This is a genomic window from Sphingobium aromaticiconvertens (assembly GCF_037154075.1).
Classification (GTDB): Bacteria; Pseudomonadota; Alphaproteobacteria; order Sphingomonadales; family Sphingomonadaceae; genus Sphingobium; species Sphingobium aromaticiconvertens.
Genome location: NZ_JBANRJ010000001.1, coordinates 2,551,837 through 2,567,029 on the forward strand (window position 1 = coordinate 2,551,837; position 15,193 = coordinate 2,567,029).

16 protein-coding genes are annotated in these 15,193 nt (G+C 61.1%); 4 read left to right on the plus strand and 12 right to left on the minus strand.

Going from position 1 to position 15,193, the window contains the following annotated elements:
* The first annotated feature begins 26 nt into the window (after positions 1–26).
* Positions 27–161 (plus strand): carboxymuconolactone decarboxylase family protein, encoded by a 135-nt coding sequence (locus tag WFR25_RS12240; protein WP_336971229.1) that lies wholly within the window; start codon positions 27–29, stop codon positions 159–161.
* A gap of 39 nt (positions 162–200) precedes the next feature.
* Here the strand turns inward: WFR25_RS12240 and WFR25_RS12245 are convergent, their stop codons facing one another.
* The 5 genes from WFR25_RS12245 to WFR25_RS12265 all read right to left on the minus strand — a co-directional run bounded on the left by WFR25_RS12245 (position 201) and on the right by WFR25_RS12265 (position 5,577).
* Positions 201–1,346, minus strand: a complete 1,146-nt coding sequence (locus tag WFR25_RS12245) for an epoxide hydrolase family protein (protein ID WP_336971230.1) — start codon at positions 1,344–1,346, stop codon at positions 201–203.
* Between the two features lie 13 nt (positions 1,347–1,359).
* Positions 1,360–2,454 carry a phosphotransferase gene (locus WFR25_RS12250; protein WP_336971231.1) on the minus strand — a complete coding sequence of 365 codons (1,095 nt, stop codon included), beginning with the start codon at positions 2,452–2,454 and terminating at the stop codon, positions 1,360–1,362.
* A gap of 8 nt (positions 2,455–2,462) precedes the next feature.
* Positions 2,463–4,040 carry a phytoene desaturase family protein gene (locus tag WFR25_RS12255; RefSeq protein WP_336971233.1) on the minus strand — a complete coding sequence of 526 codons (1,578 nt, stop codon included), beginning with the start codon at positions 4,038–4,040 and terminating at the stop codon, positions 2,463–2,465.
* A gap of 20 nt (positions 4,041–4,060) precedes the next feature.
* Positions 4,061–4,897 carry an SDR family NAD(P)-dependent oxidoreductase gene (locus WFR25_RS12260; RefSeq protein ID WP_336971234.1) on the minus strand — a complete coding sequence of 279 codons (837 nt, stop codon included), beginning with the start codon at positions 4,895–4,897 and terminating at the stop codon, positions 4,061–4,063.
* Positions 4,898–5,256: 359 nt separating this feature from the next.
* A complete protein-coding gene (locus WFR25_RS12265; RefSeq protein WP_336971235.1) occupies positions 5,257–5,577 on the minus strand; it encodes a hypothetical protein in 321 nt (106 codons plus the stop codon).
* 271 nt (positions 5,578–5,848) lie between these two features.
* Here WFR25_RS12265 and WFR25_RS12270 point away from each other — a divergent pair, with 271 nt between their 5' ends.
* From WFR25_RS12270 to WFR25_RS12280, 3 genes are all read left to right on the plus strand, one after another.
* Positions 5,849–6,517 carry a GntR family transcriptional regulator gene (locus tag WFR25_RS12270; RefSeq protein ID WP_336971236.1) on the plus strand — a complete coding sequence of 223 codons (669 nt, stop codon included), beginning with the start codon at positions 5,849–5,851 and terminating at the stop codon, positions 6,515–6,517.
* A gap of 2 nt (positions 6,518–6,519) precedes the next feature.
* The gene (locus WFR25_RS12275; RefSeq protein WP_336971237.1) at positions 6,520–7,683 is read left to right on the plus strand and encodes an acyl-CoA dehydrogenase family protein; all 1,164 of its coding nucleotides are present in this window, start codon (positions 6,520–6,522) and stop codon (positions 7,681–7,683) included.
* A 111-nt stretch (positions 7,684–7,794) separates the two neighbouring features.
* The gene (locus WFR25_RS12280) at positions 7,795–9,018 is read left to right on the plus strand and encodes a cytochrome P450 (RefSeq protein ID WP_336971238.1); all 1,224 of its coding nucleotides are present in this window, start codon (positions 7,795–7,797) and stop codon (positions 9,016–9,018) included.
* A gap of 134 nt (positions 9,019–9,152) precedes the next feature.
* Here WFR25_RS12280 and WFR25_RS12285 read toward each other — a convergent pair whose 3' ends face one another.
* The 7 genes from WFR25_RS12285 to WFR25_RS12315 all read right to left on the minus strand — a co-directional run bounded on the left by WFR25_RS12285 (position 9,153) and on the right by WFR25_RS12315 (position 15,188).
* The gene (locus WFR25_RS12285; RefSeq protein WP_336971239.1) at positions 9,153–9,752 is read right to left on the minus strand and encodes a malonic semialdehyde reductase; all 600 of its coding nucleotides are present in this window, start codon (positions 9,750–9,752) and stop codon (positions 9,153–9,155) included.
* Position 9,753: 1 nt separating this feature from the next.
* Positions 9,754–10,347, minus strand: coding sequence for a gamma carbonic anhydrase family protein (locus WFR25_RS12290; protein WP_336971240.1), 594 nt, complete (start codon positions 10,345–10,347; stop codon positions 9,754–9,756).
* Between the two features lie 4 nt (positions 10,348–10,351).
* Complete coding sequence (locus tag WFR25_RS12295) at positions 10,352–11,272, minus strand: quinone oxidoreductase family protein (RefSeq protein ID WP_336971241.1); 921 nt, start codon at positions 11,270–11,272, stop codon at positions 10,352–10,354.
* Positions 11,273–11,349: 77 nt separating this feature from the next.
* Positions 11,350–12,576, minus strand: a complete 1,227-nt coding sequence (locus tag WFR25_RS12300) for an acyl-CoA dehydrogenase family protein (RefSeq protein WP_336971244.1) — start codon at positions 12,574–12,576, stop codon at positions 11,350–11,352.
* A 4-nt stretch (positions 12,577–12,580) separates the two neighbouring features.
* On the minus strand, positions 12,581–13,213 hold the full coding sequence (locus WFR25_RS12305) for a TetR/AcrR family transcriptional regulator (RefSeq protein WP_336971245.1): 633 nt from the start codon (positions 13,211–13,213) through the stop codon (positions 12,581–12,583).
* Positions 13,210–14,022 carry an SDR family NAD(P)-dependent oxidoreductase gene (locus WFR25_RS12310; protein ID WP_336971247.1) on the minus strand — a complete coding sequence of 271 codons (813 nt, stop codon included), beginning with the start codon at positions 14,020–14,022 and terminating at the stop codon, positions 13,210–13,212. The genes WFR25_RS12305 and WFR25_RS12310 overlap by 4 nt, the downstream gene beginning before the upstream one ends.
* On the minus strand, positions 14,019–15,188 hold the full coding sequence (locus WFR25_RS12315; protein ID WP_336971249.1) for an NAD(P)/FAD-dependent oxidoreductase: 1,170 nt from the start codon (positions 15,186–15,188) through the stop codon (positions 14,019–14,021). Before WFR25_RS12315 ends, WFR25_RS12310 begins: the two co-directional genes overlap by 4 nt.
* Between the last annotated feature and the right edge of the window lie 5 nt (positions 15,189–15,193).

Below are 15,193 nucleotides of genomic sequence, written 5' to 3' on the forward strand. Positions count from 1 at the left end.
AGTTCCCGTAAGGCGTTGGATATGTAGTGGTGGGCAATGGCGTGACGCGGGACGAATTGGAAAAGGTCATCTATCATGGCAGCGGCTATGCCGGCTTCCCGATGGCGGCGACCGCCCGTCAGGCTGCAAAGACGGTCATGGACCGAATGACTGAAGCATGAGAAGCCGCTCTCTTCCCGTCGGGAAGGGGGGCTGTCCCTTCATTCGCTTGCCATCGCCTTGAAGCAGGCGCGCATTTCCTCGGCGAACAGGACGGGTTGCTCGAAAGCTGCGAAATGGCCGCCGACGGGTAACTCGTTCCAATAGGCAAGATTGGGATAGCTGCGCTCCGCCCAACGCCGCGACGGACGGAAAATTTCCTTCGCGAAGAGACTGACCCCGACCGGCAGTTCCAGCCGTTGCGCGCGGAACGCATTCGCGCTTTCCCAGTAAAGCCGGGCGGATGATGCGCCGCTGTTGGTGAGCCAGTATAAGCTGATCATGTCCAGCATCTCATCGCGGCTTAGCGCGTCCTCGGGCCGACCCTGATTGTCGGTCCAAGCCTGGAATTTTTCATAGATCCAGGCCGCTTGCGCTACGGGTGAATCGGCCAGCGCATAGCCTATCGTTTGCGGGCGGGTGCCTTGCAGCTTGGCATAGCCGGCATCCTGCTCCTGATAATATTGCATCCGCTCGACCGTTTTGCTTTCGGCGGCGGTCAGATTGGCGAAGTCGCTTTCTTCGGGGAAGACGAGCGGCATATTGAGATGCACGCCGACGCATTCTGGTGGTGCGGCCATGGCGATCGCCGTCGTGACCGCCGCTCCCCAATCGCCGCCCTGTGCGACGAAGCGGGCGTAACCCAGGCGGCGCATGAGGAGTATCCAGGCCTCAGCGATTCTTTCGACGCCCCAGCCTTGTGCTGTCGGCTTATCGGAGAAGCCATAACCTGGCAGCGAGGGGATGACGACATGGAAGGCGGGCGCGTCGGGCGCGCCATGTGCGGCAGGATCGGTGAGCGGGCCGATGACTTTCAGGAATTCCAGGACCGAACCCGGCCAGCCATGGGTCAGGATCAGCGGCAGGGCATCTGGTCGATCGCTGCGGATGTGAAGGAAATGCATCGACAGATCGTCGATCCGCGTCGTGAACTGGGGCAGGGCGTTCAGCGCAGCTTCGCACCGCCGCCAATCATAGCGGTGCGTCCAATGGTCACACAAGTCGCGGAGGACCGCCAGCGGGACGCCCTGGCTCCAATCGGAAACCGTTTCGGCGGTTGGCCAGCGTGCGGAGGCCAGCCGTCGGCGCAAATCCTCCAGCGCCGTATCGGGAATGGCGACCCGGAATGGCGTGATGGCATCGGTCATGCTGCTCGCCCCTTCAGAAAGTGACGCCTAGCGCTTCCACGGTACCCAGATCTTCACCGGCGATGAAGATGCGCTCGACGATATGCGCGCCTTTCTGGCCCCATTCGTCCATGTTCGCGATCCATGCTTGCATCGCATAGGGCGGCCAGCGGCGATAATATTCCCACAGCGTCTCGTCGTCGGGGACATTTTGCGCTCCGGTTTCGACCAGGCAGCGGCGGTAATGGCGCAACAGGTCGCGGTCATTGGCGCGACGCTCCTCGATCGTCAACGCGCCGAGGATGAAATAGGTGAAATCGCGGATCGGCCGGCCCTTCCGCACCAGTTGCCAGTCGAGCCAGACCCGCTTTCCATCGGGACGGACATAGCTGTTGCCCTGATGGCTGTCGCCATGGACCAGGCACCATGGCCCTTGTTCCTTGGTCCGAGCGAAATCGACCAGGGCGTCGAAGACCGTGTGGAGCCGCGACAAATCGCCCTTGATCCAGTTGGGAAGGAAGGACTGATATTCCGGCTTGGCATGGTTTGCCTTGGCAAAACTGTACATCATGTGCAGTTGCTGTGCATCGACCGGTGTCACCATGGATACTGGGAGCCAATCGGCGGCGTGCAACACCGGACTATCCCAAAATGCCCCATGTATGCGGGCGAGGCTCTCTACGGCGCGCGCCGCTTCCTCCACGCCCATATGGTCGGTGCTGGTCCCGAATTGGCCGCCCTCGATCGAGAGATCCTCCATTACGACAAGACCCTGTCCGCTGTCCTGACGTGGGTCCCAGGCCTCGAAATAGGAGCGGGGCGCGGGGAAGGCGACGTGTCGGCGGAAATCTTCGTAAAAGCGGGCTTCCAGACGGCAAATGCCCTGGCTTTCGAACTGCGCCCAATTGGCTTTCAGGCAGACATTTTCAGCAATGCCGGCTGCTTTGCCAATGTCGTTGAGGGTCAGTTTTACCTGATATTTGGTTGTGTGACTGTTGCGCAGGAAGACCGCATCCATCCGCTCCACCACGATGCCAGGATAACGCGGTTGCATGATGTCGGTCAGCCATTCGGCCGTTACGTCTTCCAGTCTGGCGGGAATGCCCGCCGGGTTCGCCAAAGTCGTCATCACAGCCCCTATTTCATCTTCTTGAGTTCGCGCAGGGCGCGGTTGGCTGCGATCCGCCCGGCAATGCCCGATACGCCGCCGCCCGGATGCGCGCCCGCGCCGCCGATCAGGAAGCCGGGGAAGGGCGGCTTGGGACCGCCAAAGCCGGTAGCCGGGCGATGCAGGCCCGAACGCAGCGCGCCGAAGTCAATATGGGTGACGCAACCATTGGTGACGTTGAGCCGCTTTTCGCGCTCACGGGCCGTTTCCACGAAGCGGCCGACTTCTGTGTCGAGGCCGTCATAATATTCGCCCAGATGCGACAGGATCGAGGACATGGCCTTGTCCTTAAGCGTCGGCGACCAGCCTTCGCGGGCATCCACCGCCATGGCGGGCAGGTAGATATAGGCGAGCGATCCGCCCGGTGGCGCCTGCGTCGGATCGGAATTGGACAGCGGGCTGAGCGACAGGGCGTGGCGATCGGGAATGTCGCCGCGCCGCGCGCTCGCGAAGGATTCGCGCACTTCCTCCGGCGTGCCGATCAGGCCGACTGCCTTGTTGAGATCGGCATCGTCATGGCGCATGTCCTGATGCTTCTTGAGCGCAAGCGGTCCCGACATCGCCACATTGGCAAGGAATGGCGCGGCGTTGGAGCGGTTGGCGGGCGCATGTTCGATCCGCTGCATCAGCGCGCGGGGTACGCCACCCGGCGTCGTCAGTCGCATGGCCGTGCGAGGGTCGCAGGTCGCGATCACCATCCTGGCGCGGATCACGCGGCCATCCTCCAGCCGCACGCCCTTCGCCGCTCCATCGTCGACGATGATTTCGGCGACCGGAGCGTTGAGTTCGATCGTCGCGCCTGATGCCTGTATGCTGCGTGCCAGAGCGTCGGAGAAGGACTGGAGGCTGCCGATCGGCTTGCCAGTGCCATATTTATGGGTGACGGCGAAGATCATATAGGCAGCCGCGTTGCCATCGTCATCAACTGGTCCAGCCCCCGCAGCGATACCCAGCAGAAGGGCGATCGTTGCGGGATGCTCGAACCGCTCGCAGGCGACCTGATCGGCAGTTGCCTTCGACAGGGAGATCAGTTCGTCCTTCAGCCGAACATTACGAACCGCGCTGCCAATGATCTTCGCCATATTCTTCAAATCGGGCTTGCCCGGCTCGGCCATCATCATCGGAAAGCCGATGTCCATCATGACGTTCAGCGTCTTCATGAACTCCAGATAGGCTCTGCCGTCATTGCGGTTGATGCGGGCAATGTCTTCGGCCGTGCGGCGATAATCGTAGAAGAGTGCAATCGAACTGCCGTCCGGGTGAAGATAGGCATAGGTCGGATCAGGATCGACGGTGCGCAGGCCATATTTGGGCAGGTCGAAATCCTCAATGATGCCCGATTTGCGCGCGAACAGCAGCTCGACCGCACAGGGCGTCACCAGATGTTCGGGCGCTTCGGGGATCATATAGCCCGAGCTGGTCATGCCGCCGACCTTGCCGAGCCGTTCGACGACGACGACCTTCTTGCCCTCCCGTGCCAGATAGCCCGCAGCGGCCATGCCGTTATGTCCGGCGCCAACGACGACGACGTCGACCTGATCGGTCATGCTGTTTTTCCTTCGATCCGTCAGGCGGTAGCGGCGGCGGTGTAGGCCTTGCCCCACTCGGCGAGCGCCACGAGCCGGGCCTTGCGATCGGCCTGGATCTGCGGGATCTTCTCTTCGTCCGGGCCGTCGGGCACGATCACCAGCGGTTCCTTGCCCAGGCTGGCGAGCGCGAGGGCGCAGACATCCGCGGGGTTATAAGCCGTGGAATAGTCCATACCCAGCCCCTCGGTCGCACGGCGCAGGGTCGGGGTATCCATGATCGGCGCTGCAACGCCGACGATATCGACATTCCGGCCGTCCAGTTCAGCCCAGAGGGATTCCACGAAATTGAGTTCGAACGCTTTGGTGGACGAATACATGACAAGCCACGGCTGGCCGCCCAGGCCCGCGCCCGAGGACATGATGACGAAACCGCCTTTGCCGCGCTGGAGGAAGCGGTTGCCAAAGCCGTGTACAGCCTCCAGCACATTGGCCGCATTCATTGTCAGCAGGTTGAGCGAGCGCTGCACAGGCTCGCCAAAGAAGCTGTTCCCCGCGCCATCGGCACCGGCGTTGGAGATATAGAGGCCGATGTCGAGGTCGGCGGTTGCCTCAACCAGGCGCGCGCCTGCGCCCTGTTCGGTCAGGTCGGCAGTGAGGGCGCGGAACTCGATTCCATGTTCGGCCGCAAGTCGTTGGCCCAGCGCGTCGAGCGTGGACTGGCGGCGCGATACGAGGACGAGGTTGATGCCCATCGCTGCAAGCTGTTCGGCGTAGCAGGCTCCGGTGCCTTCAGAAGCGCCTGCAATGACGGCCCAAGGGCCATATTTTCCGGCAAAGGCTGCGCGATCCAGATGGGGTAGGTCGATCTTGCGCATTGGGTAACAATCCTCTCTGCTATGTCCGACGTAGAGCGCCGGGAATATTTGATCTTCGGCAAGCCTATAAGAGCGTTGGCGGATGCCGGCCTATCGAGCGGAAGGTGGGGTGCACTGAATGCGCTTCATCCGGCGGGATCTTCGCGAAAGACGATTTCGGTGAAGTGGCCGAGTGTCGTGCGCGTATCGGGATGGGCGAAGCGGGGTTCGTTCGGAACCTGACCAATGAAACCTATGCCCATGCGAGTTTTGCCAGTTCGGCGAGCGTAGGCCTGCCCTGTGCGATCAGATGCGGCAGGAAGACGAAGTTGCGGCGCACTCCCGAGAAGAGGTTGATGTCGTTCTGGAGCGCAGAACGATTAAATTCGTGTCCAGCAGGGCGTTCCTGCATCTTCGAGCGGTCGACAATTGGCGATGCGGGTTGCCCCTGTCGATGCGATCAGGATGAACCAATCCCCTGTATCGCGGCAACGTATTGTCCAGGCGGCGTTAGTGCCAATGTCGCCGCGGAACAGCGTCTTCGACGTGCTGGCGCATTGTTGACCAGCGTCGTGCATGACTTTGGCGAACGCGGCGCTTCGCCCATTCATGCCCTGCACTTCGATCGCATTGCTATATTCATTTCGGCTGCTGCCTTGGCGCAGCATTTTGGAAATAGAGAGGCTGATCGCCAATGTCATCGCGACGATGCTGATGGGTAGGAGCGTCCACAATAGGGCCCGCCGCATATCGCCACCCGCATGGCCACATGAGGCACAGGGGTGACTATAGGCTTCCGTCGGCAATTTGCATCGAGCGCACGTCATGAACGCGATCTAGGCGGCGGCCAATATAGGCGATCCTACCTTACGATAGGCACAGGCATGGCGAGGGTCAGCCATTCTATAGAATATGGAATCAGCCCTTTCCCCTTCCGTCGATTCCCCTTGGCTTTGGGGTATCGGAGAGACCGTGAACGGCCCTTTAGGAACGCCAGCGACCTTGCGTCAGGCGGTTCTTGAGCAACTGCGGGCGAAGATCGTGGCGGGCCTGATTGCGCCGGGCGCGCTGTTGCGGGAAACCGCGCTCGCGCAACAGCTCAAGGTGAGCGCAACGCCGATACGGGAGGCGCTGGGCACGCTGGCGTCGGAAGGTCTGGTCGAAATTGAAGCACATCGGCGCAAGCGTGTGGCGCCGGTCGATATGGCTGCGACCCGCGATCTCATCCGTGTTCAAGCCGAATTGTGGCGGCTGGGATATGACTGGGGCATGGCCCGGATCGGGGTCGGGCAGGTCTTGCTGCTGGATCAGGCTATCGCGAGGTATCGCGCAGCGATCGATACGTCAGAATATATGGCGGCGATCATCGCCGGCCTGGATTTCCATACCATTTTCATCATGGCGTCAGAGAATCGTGAGCTGCTCCGTTCCACGCTTGACCGACGCGGGCTGATTGCCCGGTTCATCTTCCTGCACGGCATCAACACCCTCTCCGCCAATGGCCTGTCGCAGCATGAAGCGATCCTGCGTGCATTCAAGGCTGGCGATCATGCCGCTGTTCTCGCCTGTCTCGACCGGATGAGCACTCGGCTGATTGCGCTGTGCGACGATCAAATACACACTCCCATCAGCAAGGACTAAAGATGGATTTCGAACTGCCCGAAGAATATCGCTCGTTCCAGGATATGGTGCGACGCTGGGTTGATAAGGAAGCGCCCAAGGAATGGGCGCGCGCGCTGGAGAAGGACGAACATAATTATCCATTCGCGCTTTGGGAGAAGTTCACCGAGGCGGGTTTCCACGGCGTCGGCATAGCCGAAGAATTTGGCGGGCAGGGCGGCGATGTCGTCATGCAGATGCTGCTGGCGCGTGAACTTGCCCGTTCGCTGGGGGGGCTTGCCTGGATCTGGGGGATCACCAGTTTTGCTGGGTCAAAGTCGATTGGTCTCTACGGCTCACCGGAGCAGAAGGCCAAATATCTGCCGCTCATTGCGACTGGCCAGCTCAAGGCCGCTATTGCCTTTACGGAGCCGGGCGGCGGCACTGACCTGCTGGGTGCGATGACGACCACCGCCGAGCGGGTCGAGGGCGGCTGGAAGATCAATGGCGAGAAGATCTGGTCGTCTTCGGCTCATGTCGCCGACTATCTGCTCGTGATCGCGCGCAGTGACAAGAATGCGGAGAAAAAGCACCAGGGGCTGACCCTGTTCTGGGTGCCGACGAAGACGGATGGTGTGAAGATCACGCCGCTCGCCAAGCTCGGGATGCGCTCAATGGGGAGCTGCTCGATCCATTTCGAGGATGCCTTCGTTGCTGACGAGCATGTGCTGGGTGAGCCGCACAAGGCCTGGTACATGCTGCTGCCCACGCTCAATAACGAGCGGATCATGGTGGGTGCTTTCTGCCTTGGCGTCATCGACGGCGTGCTGGAGGATGCGCTCGACTATATGAAACAACGCAAGGCGTTTGGCGGGATCATCGGTCGCTTTCAAAGCTTGCAACATTATGTCGCCGACATTGCGACCATGCAGAAGACCACTGAACTGATGCTGCATTTTTGTGCCGACAAGCAGGCTCGGGGTGAAAATGTAGGAGTCGAGGCGAATATGCTCAAGTTGATGGCGTCGGAAAACGCCAATGCTGCGGCAGACCTCGGCATCCAGATCCTCGGTGGCATGGGATATTCGGCGGAAACCGACATGCAGCGTTACTGGCGCGACAGCCGCCTGTGGCGGATCGGGCCGATCACCAACGAAATGGTCCGCAACGGCATTGCCGAGAGCCTCGGGCTGCCTCGATCCTACTAAACGGGCAATCCTTCCAGGCGGGCAATCCTTCCAGGACGGCCAATCCTTCCAGACGGTAGGTGAAGCGGCAGGGGCGATAACGCCTATCCCCTGCCGTCAAGGAGAGAGAAAATGATGTTTCCCGACCAACCAATTCCCGATCATGTGCCACCCGAACTGGTGTCTAAGGACTTTCCTTTCATTTTCGGGATGACCACAGATCGTGACCCCTTCAATGATCTCGCCACGCGCGTGCATGAGGGACCCGATATCATCTATGCGCCGCACGCCTATCCGGGGGGTACGCCGGCCTGGGTACCGCGGCGGATGGAGCATTTGCGCGCTATCTACCTCGACACCGATCATTTTTCGTCCACCGATTTTTCTCCCTTTTCCAAGTTGGTCGGGGGGAACTGGATCAATTCCCCGGCCGAACTGGACCCGCCGGCGCATGGGCCGTTTCGCCAGATGGTCAATCCCGCCTTCACGCCGAAGGCGATGGCGGCACTTGAAAGCAAGATCCGCCAATATGCCGTCGAATATATCGACGCCTTTGCGGCGCGCGGCGAATGCGAGTTCATGAGCGAGTTCGCCTTCGAATTTCCGATCAAGGTGTTCATGGATCTGATGGGACTGCCGCATGACCGGGTGGCCGAGTTCATGGAGTGGGAAATGAACCTGCTCCACAATCATGATATGTTCAAGATCGCCGAAGCGACACGCAACGTGCTGGAGTATCTGGGACGCGAGATCGAAGACCGGCGTGCCCATCCGCGCGAGGACCTCATCACCTTTGGCGTACAGGGGAAGATTGGAGATCGCTCGCTCACCCAGGACGAATTGCTGGGCTTCATGTTCAACCTGTTCATCGGCGGGCTTGATACGGTCTCGACCAATATGGGGCTCCATTTCCGCCATCTGGGCAGCGATATGGCGGACCAGGCCTTTCTGCGCGCCAATCCGTCCGAAATACCGCATGCCATAGACGAACTGATGCGGGCTTATGGCGCGGTGACGACCTTCCGCACCTGCAAGAAGGAAACGGAAGTAGGGGGCGTCCGTTTCATGCCGGGAGACAAGGTGGCGATGTCGACGACGCTCGCTGGGCGCGATCCCGCCGAGTTCGATAACCCGGCTGAAGTGCAACTGACGCGGCGGTCGCGCCATGTCGGCTTCGGCTTTGGCGTGCATACCTGCGTGGGCATGCATCTGGCGCGGCGCGAGCTGCGGATCGCGATGGAGGAATTTCTGGCGCGTATTCCCGAGTTCCGCATCGCCCCTGGTCACAAGGTTGAATGCCATCTCGGCATGATCCAGCCCGTCGCGCTTCCGCTGGTCTGGAAGGCGGGGGCTTGACCAGAGCATTTTCAAGTTGACCGTTTACGGTCAACGGCTCGGAAAATGCGGCATCAAAAGAAAAGAGCGTTTTCGCTCAAAGTGAAAACGCTCTGGTGCGGGGCGCCTGGTGAGGACGCCCCGCATTTTCCGGATCAGAGATCGAGGCACGCCGCTTCGAAATCAAGGCGCGGGTTGCGCGGGAACAACGCCTCGGCCTTGCCATAGCCCATGTTGCACAGGAAATTGCTCTTCCACCGTCCGTCGGGGAAAAATTCGGCGTCCGTCCCGGCTTGATCGAAACCGGACATCGGCCCGCAATCCAGCCCCAGCGCGCGGGCGGCCATGATCAGATAAGCGCCCTGGAGCGTCGAGGAGCGGGCGACCGTATCCGCGATCAACGCATCCTTGCCCTCGAAGACGCTGCGCATGTCGCGCGACGGGAAGAGCGTGGCATAATATTCGTAAAAGCGGCTGTCGCCCGCGATGATGACGGTGCAGGGCGCCTGCATCACCTTGTCGACATTGCCGGCGTTCAGATGCGGCTTGAGGCGGGCCTTGGCGGTCGCCGATCGGATGAAGGCGAAGCGGGCGGGGGTGCTATTCGCGGTCGTCGGTCCCCATTTTGCAAGATCGTAGATCGCACGCACTGTTTCGTCGGTGACAGGGCGGTCGGTCCAGCCATTGTGGCTGCGGGCCTGCCGGAATAGGCGGTCCAGCATGGTCTTTTCGTTAAAACCGGGCGTATCGGCCATATTAAATCCCTGATTGGCAGCCATTATCGGCCAGCCCATTCTCATTCCAGCCAGGCGCTTCCTGCGCAAGAATTGCGTCGGCTTCGGCGCGTAACGCGGCCATGTCCGACCTTTTCCACACATGATGATCGCCCACCGCATAACCGCGCGCATTGTCGCGATAGAGAAGCGCGTCGACGATGTTGGACTGTAGCTTGTCTACGCGGCGCACGACCCGGCCGGGCATGCCCATCACCAGCGAATGGGGCGGGATGATGCTGCGCGGCGGAAGGAAGCAGTGCGCGGCTATGATCGATCCGCGACCAATGATGCTGCCCTCCATGATGGTGGCGCCGACGCCGATCAGGCAGCCCGGTTCGATGGTGCAGCCATGCACCACCGCGCGATGCCCGATAGTGCAGTAATCGCCTATGATCGTAGGGTCATCCCATCCGATGTGCGCCATCGCATGATCCTGCACGCTGGCGCATGCTCCGATCGCCACATACTCCCGTTCGCAACGGATGACGGCATAAGGCCAGAGGCTGCAATCCCTACCCAGCCGAACGTCTCCAAACAGCCGGACGGTCGGATCGATATAGGCAGCCGCGTCCATCGGCTCAGAATCCAATGACGATCTTGCCATGGGGACTGCCTGCCTGTGCTGCCCAGGCTGCGGGCGCGTCATCGAACGTGTAGCATCGCGTATCGACCGTCAGCCCCTGTTTCCGGGCCATAGCGATCAGCCGCGCATAGGCATCGCCGCGTTCGGCTGCCGGGCGCTGGCCGGTGCCGACCCCGACATGACTGCGAAAGACCAGATCGCGCAGGGACAGGCTGACGGTCTGGCCCGCCTGCACGCCGATGCTCATCATCCGCGCGCCGGGCCGTGTAGCGCGCATCGCGGCTTGCGCTGGTGGGCCGTAGATGATGTCGAGTATGACATCATAGCCGCCGTCTGCCACGGCCTTCAACGCGGCCTCGTCATCTCCCTCGCCCAGTACCGCGAGGGCATCCGCATGGCCCTTCGCCTGCATCGCCTCCAGCGCTGGGCGATTGCGAGCGGCGACGACCACGCGCCCCGCCCCCAACAAGCGGGCGACTTGCGCGCCAATCTGCCCCACCGGGCCGGTTGCGCCCAGAATGAGCACCGACTCGCCTTTGGCGATTTGCGCCTCCTCCAGCGGGATCAGCGCGCCCGTGCCCGAAATGCCAAGCGCAACAAGCTGGTCGTCGCCAAGGTCGTCGGGCACCGGCCATATTTCATCCTCAGCGACCAATGTGTGTGCGGCGAGTGCGCCAAAGGGCGGCTTGCCATGGCCGAAATAGACGCGGCGGCCGTCTTCCAGCAATCCGACCCCTTCGCCCGCCGGGATATAGGGGGTGGTGACGGGACCGAAAAAGCCCTTTGCGCGCATCAGGTCGGTGGGCCCTATGCCTGCTGACGAGACTGTAATCCGCCGGTAGCCGCCCTCCGGTTGGGGCGAGGCGTGGTCGGCCATTGTGAAATGGCCATCAGTGCCGATCAATGCAGCGCGCATCTTATGATTCCTGCTTTGGAAGATGATGCCTTGGGATGCGAAGTCGCGGGGCTGGGCGGCCCCGCGACTTTTCGATCTCAATAGGCGCCGGGTGGCGAGATCGGGTCGGCGCCCGCCGTGCTGCGGCCGTAAATTTCATAGCCGATGGTCGGGATGTTCTGGATGTGGCGGGTCGCCATCGACACATCGCGCCAATAGCGGTTGATAGGCTTGTCGAGCGAGAAAGCTGATGATCCGGCCTGGAACATCAAGGATTCACTCGCGCCGTGGACCAGCTCGATCATTTGCGCGCCAGCCGCGCGATGCTTCGCCTTTTCCTCGATCGAAAACTCCTCGCCCAGGCCGATCCGGTCGAGTTTGGCGGTCAGGTCGAACAGGATCAGCTTGGCAGTGTCGATCATCGCCGCCGCTTCGCCCAAATCGCGCATATAGGCGCCCGAGCTGGTACGCGGACCAATAATGGTGGTCAGAACAGGCTTCTTCGACGCTTCTGCGGTGACGATCTCCAGCATTGCCTCAACCGCACCGATCAATTGCGCGATGCCGGTAGTGCGAACGACCGGAACGGCGGGTAGCAGGTCCGACGGGGCGCCGAAATTGCTCTTAGTGCGGTCAATCTGACCTGCGCGTTCATCCATCAGCACCATCTGTGCGTCGGGAATGAATACATCCTTGGCTATCGCCGTGTCGGAACCGGTGCCCTGCATGCCGGACACGAACCAGGTGTCTTCGATGGTCATGCTGTCCATCGGCAGATAGCACATGCTGATGCCCGGAACGACAGGACCCTCATAGCCTTCCAGAACGACGCCTTGCTGTGCCCAGACTGACTGGCGTGATCCGGACATATAGGGCCACTTGCCGTTGATGATCCAGCCGCCCTCGACCTTGCGCGCTTTGCCCGGAGGATTATAGGCGCCACAGACGGTCTGCGGGCCGTCGCTGAACACCGCATCCTGAACGCCATCGGGTGCAAGGCTGGTTATCCAGCTGGTGCCGTTGATGATTTGCATGACCCAGCTGATGGCCGGATCCCCCTTGGCAATCTCGATCTGAACACGGCAGAAATCCGTCGGCGACAAGCCGAAGCCACCCAATCTTTCAGGCAGAAGCAGGCGCAGAAAGCCTTCATCCTTCAGCATCTTGTCCACTGCCGGAGTGGGATTGCGACGCTTTTCACCCTCGGGCGCTTCGCTCTGGAGGAAACCGCGCAGGCTGCGCGCCTTTTCCACGAAGGCGTCGGCGACTGCCTTTTCGGCGAAGCCGCCCTGCGTGCCGGATTCCAGCTTTGCTACGGTAGCCATCAGTTCATCCTTTCTTATGTTTGGTATCGTGGCCGGCGATCTGCAATGCCCATTCGCACAGTCGGTCGGGCGCGCTGTTCCAGATCGCCAGCCAATCCGAAGTTGCGGGAATGATGAGGGTGCTCAGTTGCAACCGAACCATCGTGTCGCAGAAGATGTCGCGATCGAGCCGGTTGCCGGTCATTTCTTCGAAATAATCGAGCACAGGGTCGAGTGCGCACTGCACGGCTGCCTTGTGCCGGCTGAAATGGCTGCGCAAAAAGTTGAGGTGGAAGGCCGGCTCGACCTCGAAAATGCCTTCCGGCGACCTTTCGATGGTGAAGCGGCCATAGAAACGCATTACCGCGCGAAAGCGTTCGATCGGGTCGGCAATGTCTTTCCCGGCCTCTATTATGCCTTTTTCGAAACTGCTGCAGATATACTCGCTGACGGCCGCCAGAACGTCTTCCTTGGAAGCGAAGTAACGGTAGAGCGTGCCGCGTGAAACGCCGCTGCTTTCGCTGATGTCGCTCATCGACAGGCGGCGCGCGCCGATGCTGCCGATTGCGCGCAAGGTGCCGTCCATGATCTTCTGGACGCTGCATGATGGATCGGTAGCGGCAATTTCGCTGCAGTCGGCATGTGGCATCAGCTTCATGTCTGGGCTTCCATCTCTGCGAGATTGTGAGGAACACTCACATAGCCGGGCAGATGCTGCCCGCCATCCACATTGATAAGCTCGCCATTGACGAAACGCGACATGTCCGAGGCGAGGAACAGAACTACCGGACCGATGTCCTTTTCCGGGTCGCCCGCGCGCTTCAAGGGATTGCTGGCGGTCGCCATCTCCAGGAAACCCGGCACTTCCTCGGCCAACTGCGCAAACACTTGACCCATGCCCGTGGGGGCAATGGCGTTGGTGCGGATATTGAAGCGCCCCCATTCGACCGCAGCGCTGCGGGTCAGGCCCATGATAGCGCCCTTGTTCATATTATAATCGGCGTGGAGCCAGGCACCGGTCTGGGCATCGATCGAGTAGAAATTGACGATCGAGCCGCCGCCGCGCGCCTTCATGTGCGGGAAGGCGGCGCGCATGGCCCACCAGCTGCCCCAGGTACCAATCTCCAGCGTGCGCTGGAGCATTTCGTCAGTCTTCTGTTCGAGCAGGATGTTGGGAGAGAGCAGTGAGGCGTTGTTGATGAGGATATCGAGGCCGCCAAATTCAGCGACAGCGCGATCGATCATAGCCTCCACGTCCAGCTTGACCCCCACGTCGGCAGCCATGCCGACAGCTCGAACCCCAAATTCCTCGCTGATCTGCGCCGCGACCTTTTCCGCCGTTGCGCCGTCGCGTCCGGTGATGAGGACATGGGCGCCGTCACGGGCGAGGCATCGGGAAATACCATAACCAAGTCCCTTGGCCCCGCCGGTGACGATCGCAACCTTGTCCTGAACCAAACCCGTCACGCGGCCACTCCTGTCATTTGCTCGCTCAAGGCGCGGTCCATGTCCATGCGCTCCTGGCAATAGTCTTGTGTGAAAACATAGCCCCGGATCGTCCCGCTGGAATCGCGGAACAGATATTTGAGGCCCTTTTCGTCATTCACTGCCTCTTCCCACCAGCCTTCGACGCCCAGCGGCGCTGGCAGGAGAACGACAGGATAAGCCGTGGTCTTGACCTGCACCGACAAAGGCGGAAAGCGGATGTCGGTCGGCGTGCCAAGAACGCTGGGTGCGATCGCGCGCGCCGCAGCCATTATGGGGGTGACATAGGCGGCCAAGCCCTGCGGATATTCAGCGCAGTCGCCGATCGCATAGATGTCGGGATCGCTGGTGCGGCCAGTCCGGTCCACCTTGATACCGCGTGCCACGTCCAGTCCTGCCTCTGTCGCGAGGTCGAGATGCGGGCGCAGGCCCACGGCTGAAAGCACTGCCGCCGCCTCGATGACCAAGCCATCGTCCAACTCCGCGCGAATACCCTGATCTGCTTTGTGGATGGCCACAACCTTGCGGCCGAGATGCCACTCGACGCCCTTGGCTGTAAGCGCATTGCGGATCATATCGCCCACGCCCGGCGGTACGAGTTGCGCCAGGGGGTGAGAGAGCATGTCGACTACCACCGGCTGGTAACCGGTCGCCGCAAGGTCATTGGCGAATTCAGTTCCAACCAGGCCGCCGCCCATGACGAGCACGCGCGCGCCGTCGGGCAGCTTCTCCCGGAATTCGCGGTAATTATCGAGATTATTGACCGCGAGCGCACGATGGGCAGCATCGCCGTCGATCGGCGGTCGAACCGGATCAGCACCCAGCGCCAACACCAGCTTATCGTAGAAGATCGGCCCGCCGGTGGAAAGGACTGCCTTGTCCTCCCGATCGATCGCTTCAACCTGCCGACCAGCGCGTAAGTCCAGCTTGAGCTGAACCACCATCTTTTCGGCGGGGGTGGTGATCAGTGTGTCAGCGACCTTGCCTTTGGCAAGTGCGGTCGACAGGGCAGGCTTGGAATAGAAGTGCCCATCATCCTGTGTCACCAGCGTTAGCCGGGCGTCCGGCGCAAGCTTGCGAAGCTCACGCAGGACGCCATAGCCGGCAAGGCCGCTGCCGATCACCACAATATGCGGGGCGTCCGTCACCGTCG

Excerpts from the sequence above, each read along its gene's own strand:
- WFR25_RS12245 (WP_336971230.1), bottom strand. The coding sequence starts at position 1,346 with ATGACCGATGCCATCACGCCATTCCGGGTCGCCATTCCCGATACGGCG.
- WFR25_RS12250 (WP_336971231.1), bottom strand. The coding sequence starts at position 2,454 with ATGACGACTTTGGCGAACCCGGCGGGCATTCCCGCCAGACTGGAAGAC.
- WFR25_RS12255 (WP_336971233.1), bottom strand. The coding sequence starts at position 4,040 with ATGACCGATCAGGTCGACGTCGTCGTCGTTGGCGCCGGACATAACGGC.
- WFR25_RS12260 (WP_336971234.1), bottom strand. The coding sequence starts at position 4,897 with ATGCGCAAGATCGACCTACCCCATCTGGATCGCGCAGCCTTTGCCGGA.
- WFR25_RS12265 (WP_336971235.1), bottom strand. The coding sequence starts at position 5,577 with ATGACATTGGCGATCAGCCTCTCTATTTCCAAAATGCTGCGCCAAGGC.
- WFR25_RS12275 (WP_336971237.1), top strand. The coding sequence starts at position 6,520 with ATGGATTTCGAACTGCCCGAAGAATATCGCTCGTTCCAGGATATGGTG.
- WFR25_RS12280 (WP_336971238.1), top strand. The coding sequence starts at position 7,795 with ATGATGTTTCCCGACCAACCAATTCCCGATCATGTGCCACCCGAACTG.
- WFR25_RS12285 (WP_336971239.1), bottom strand. The coding sequence starts at position 9,752 with ATGGCCGATACGCCCGGTTTTAACGAAAAGACCATGCTGGACCGCCTA.
- WFR25_RS12290 (WP_336971240.1), bottom strand. The coding sequence starts at position 10,347 with ATGGACGCGGCTGCCTATATCGATCCGACCGTCCGGCTGTTTGGAGAC.
- WFR25_RS12295 (WP_336971241.1), bottom strand. The coding sequence starts at position 11,272 with ATGCGCGCTGCATTGATCGGCACTGATGGCCATTTCACAATGGCCGAC.
- WFR25_RS12300 (WP_336971244.1), bottom strand. The coding sequence starts at position 12,576 with ATGGCTACCGTAGCAAAGCTGGAATCCGGCACGCAGGGCGGCTTCGCC.
- WFR25_RS12305 (WP_336971245.1), bottom strand. The coding sequence starts at position 13,213 with ATGAAGCTGATGCCACATGCCGACTGCAGCGAAATTGCCGCTACCGAT.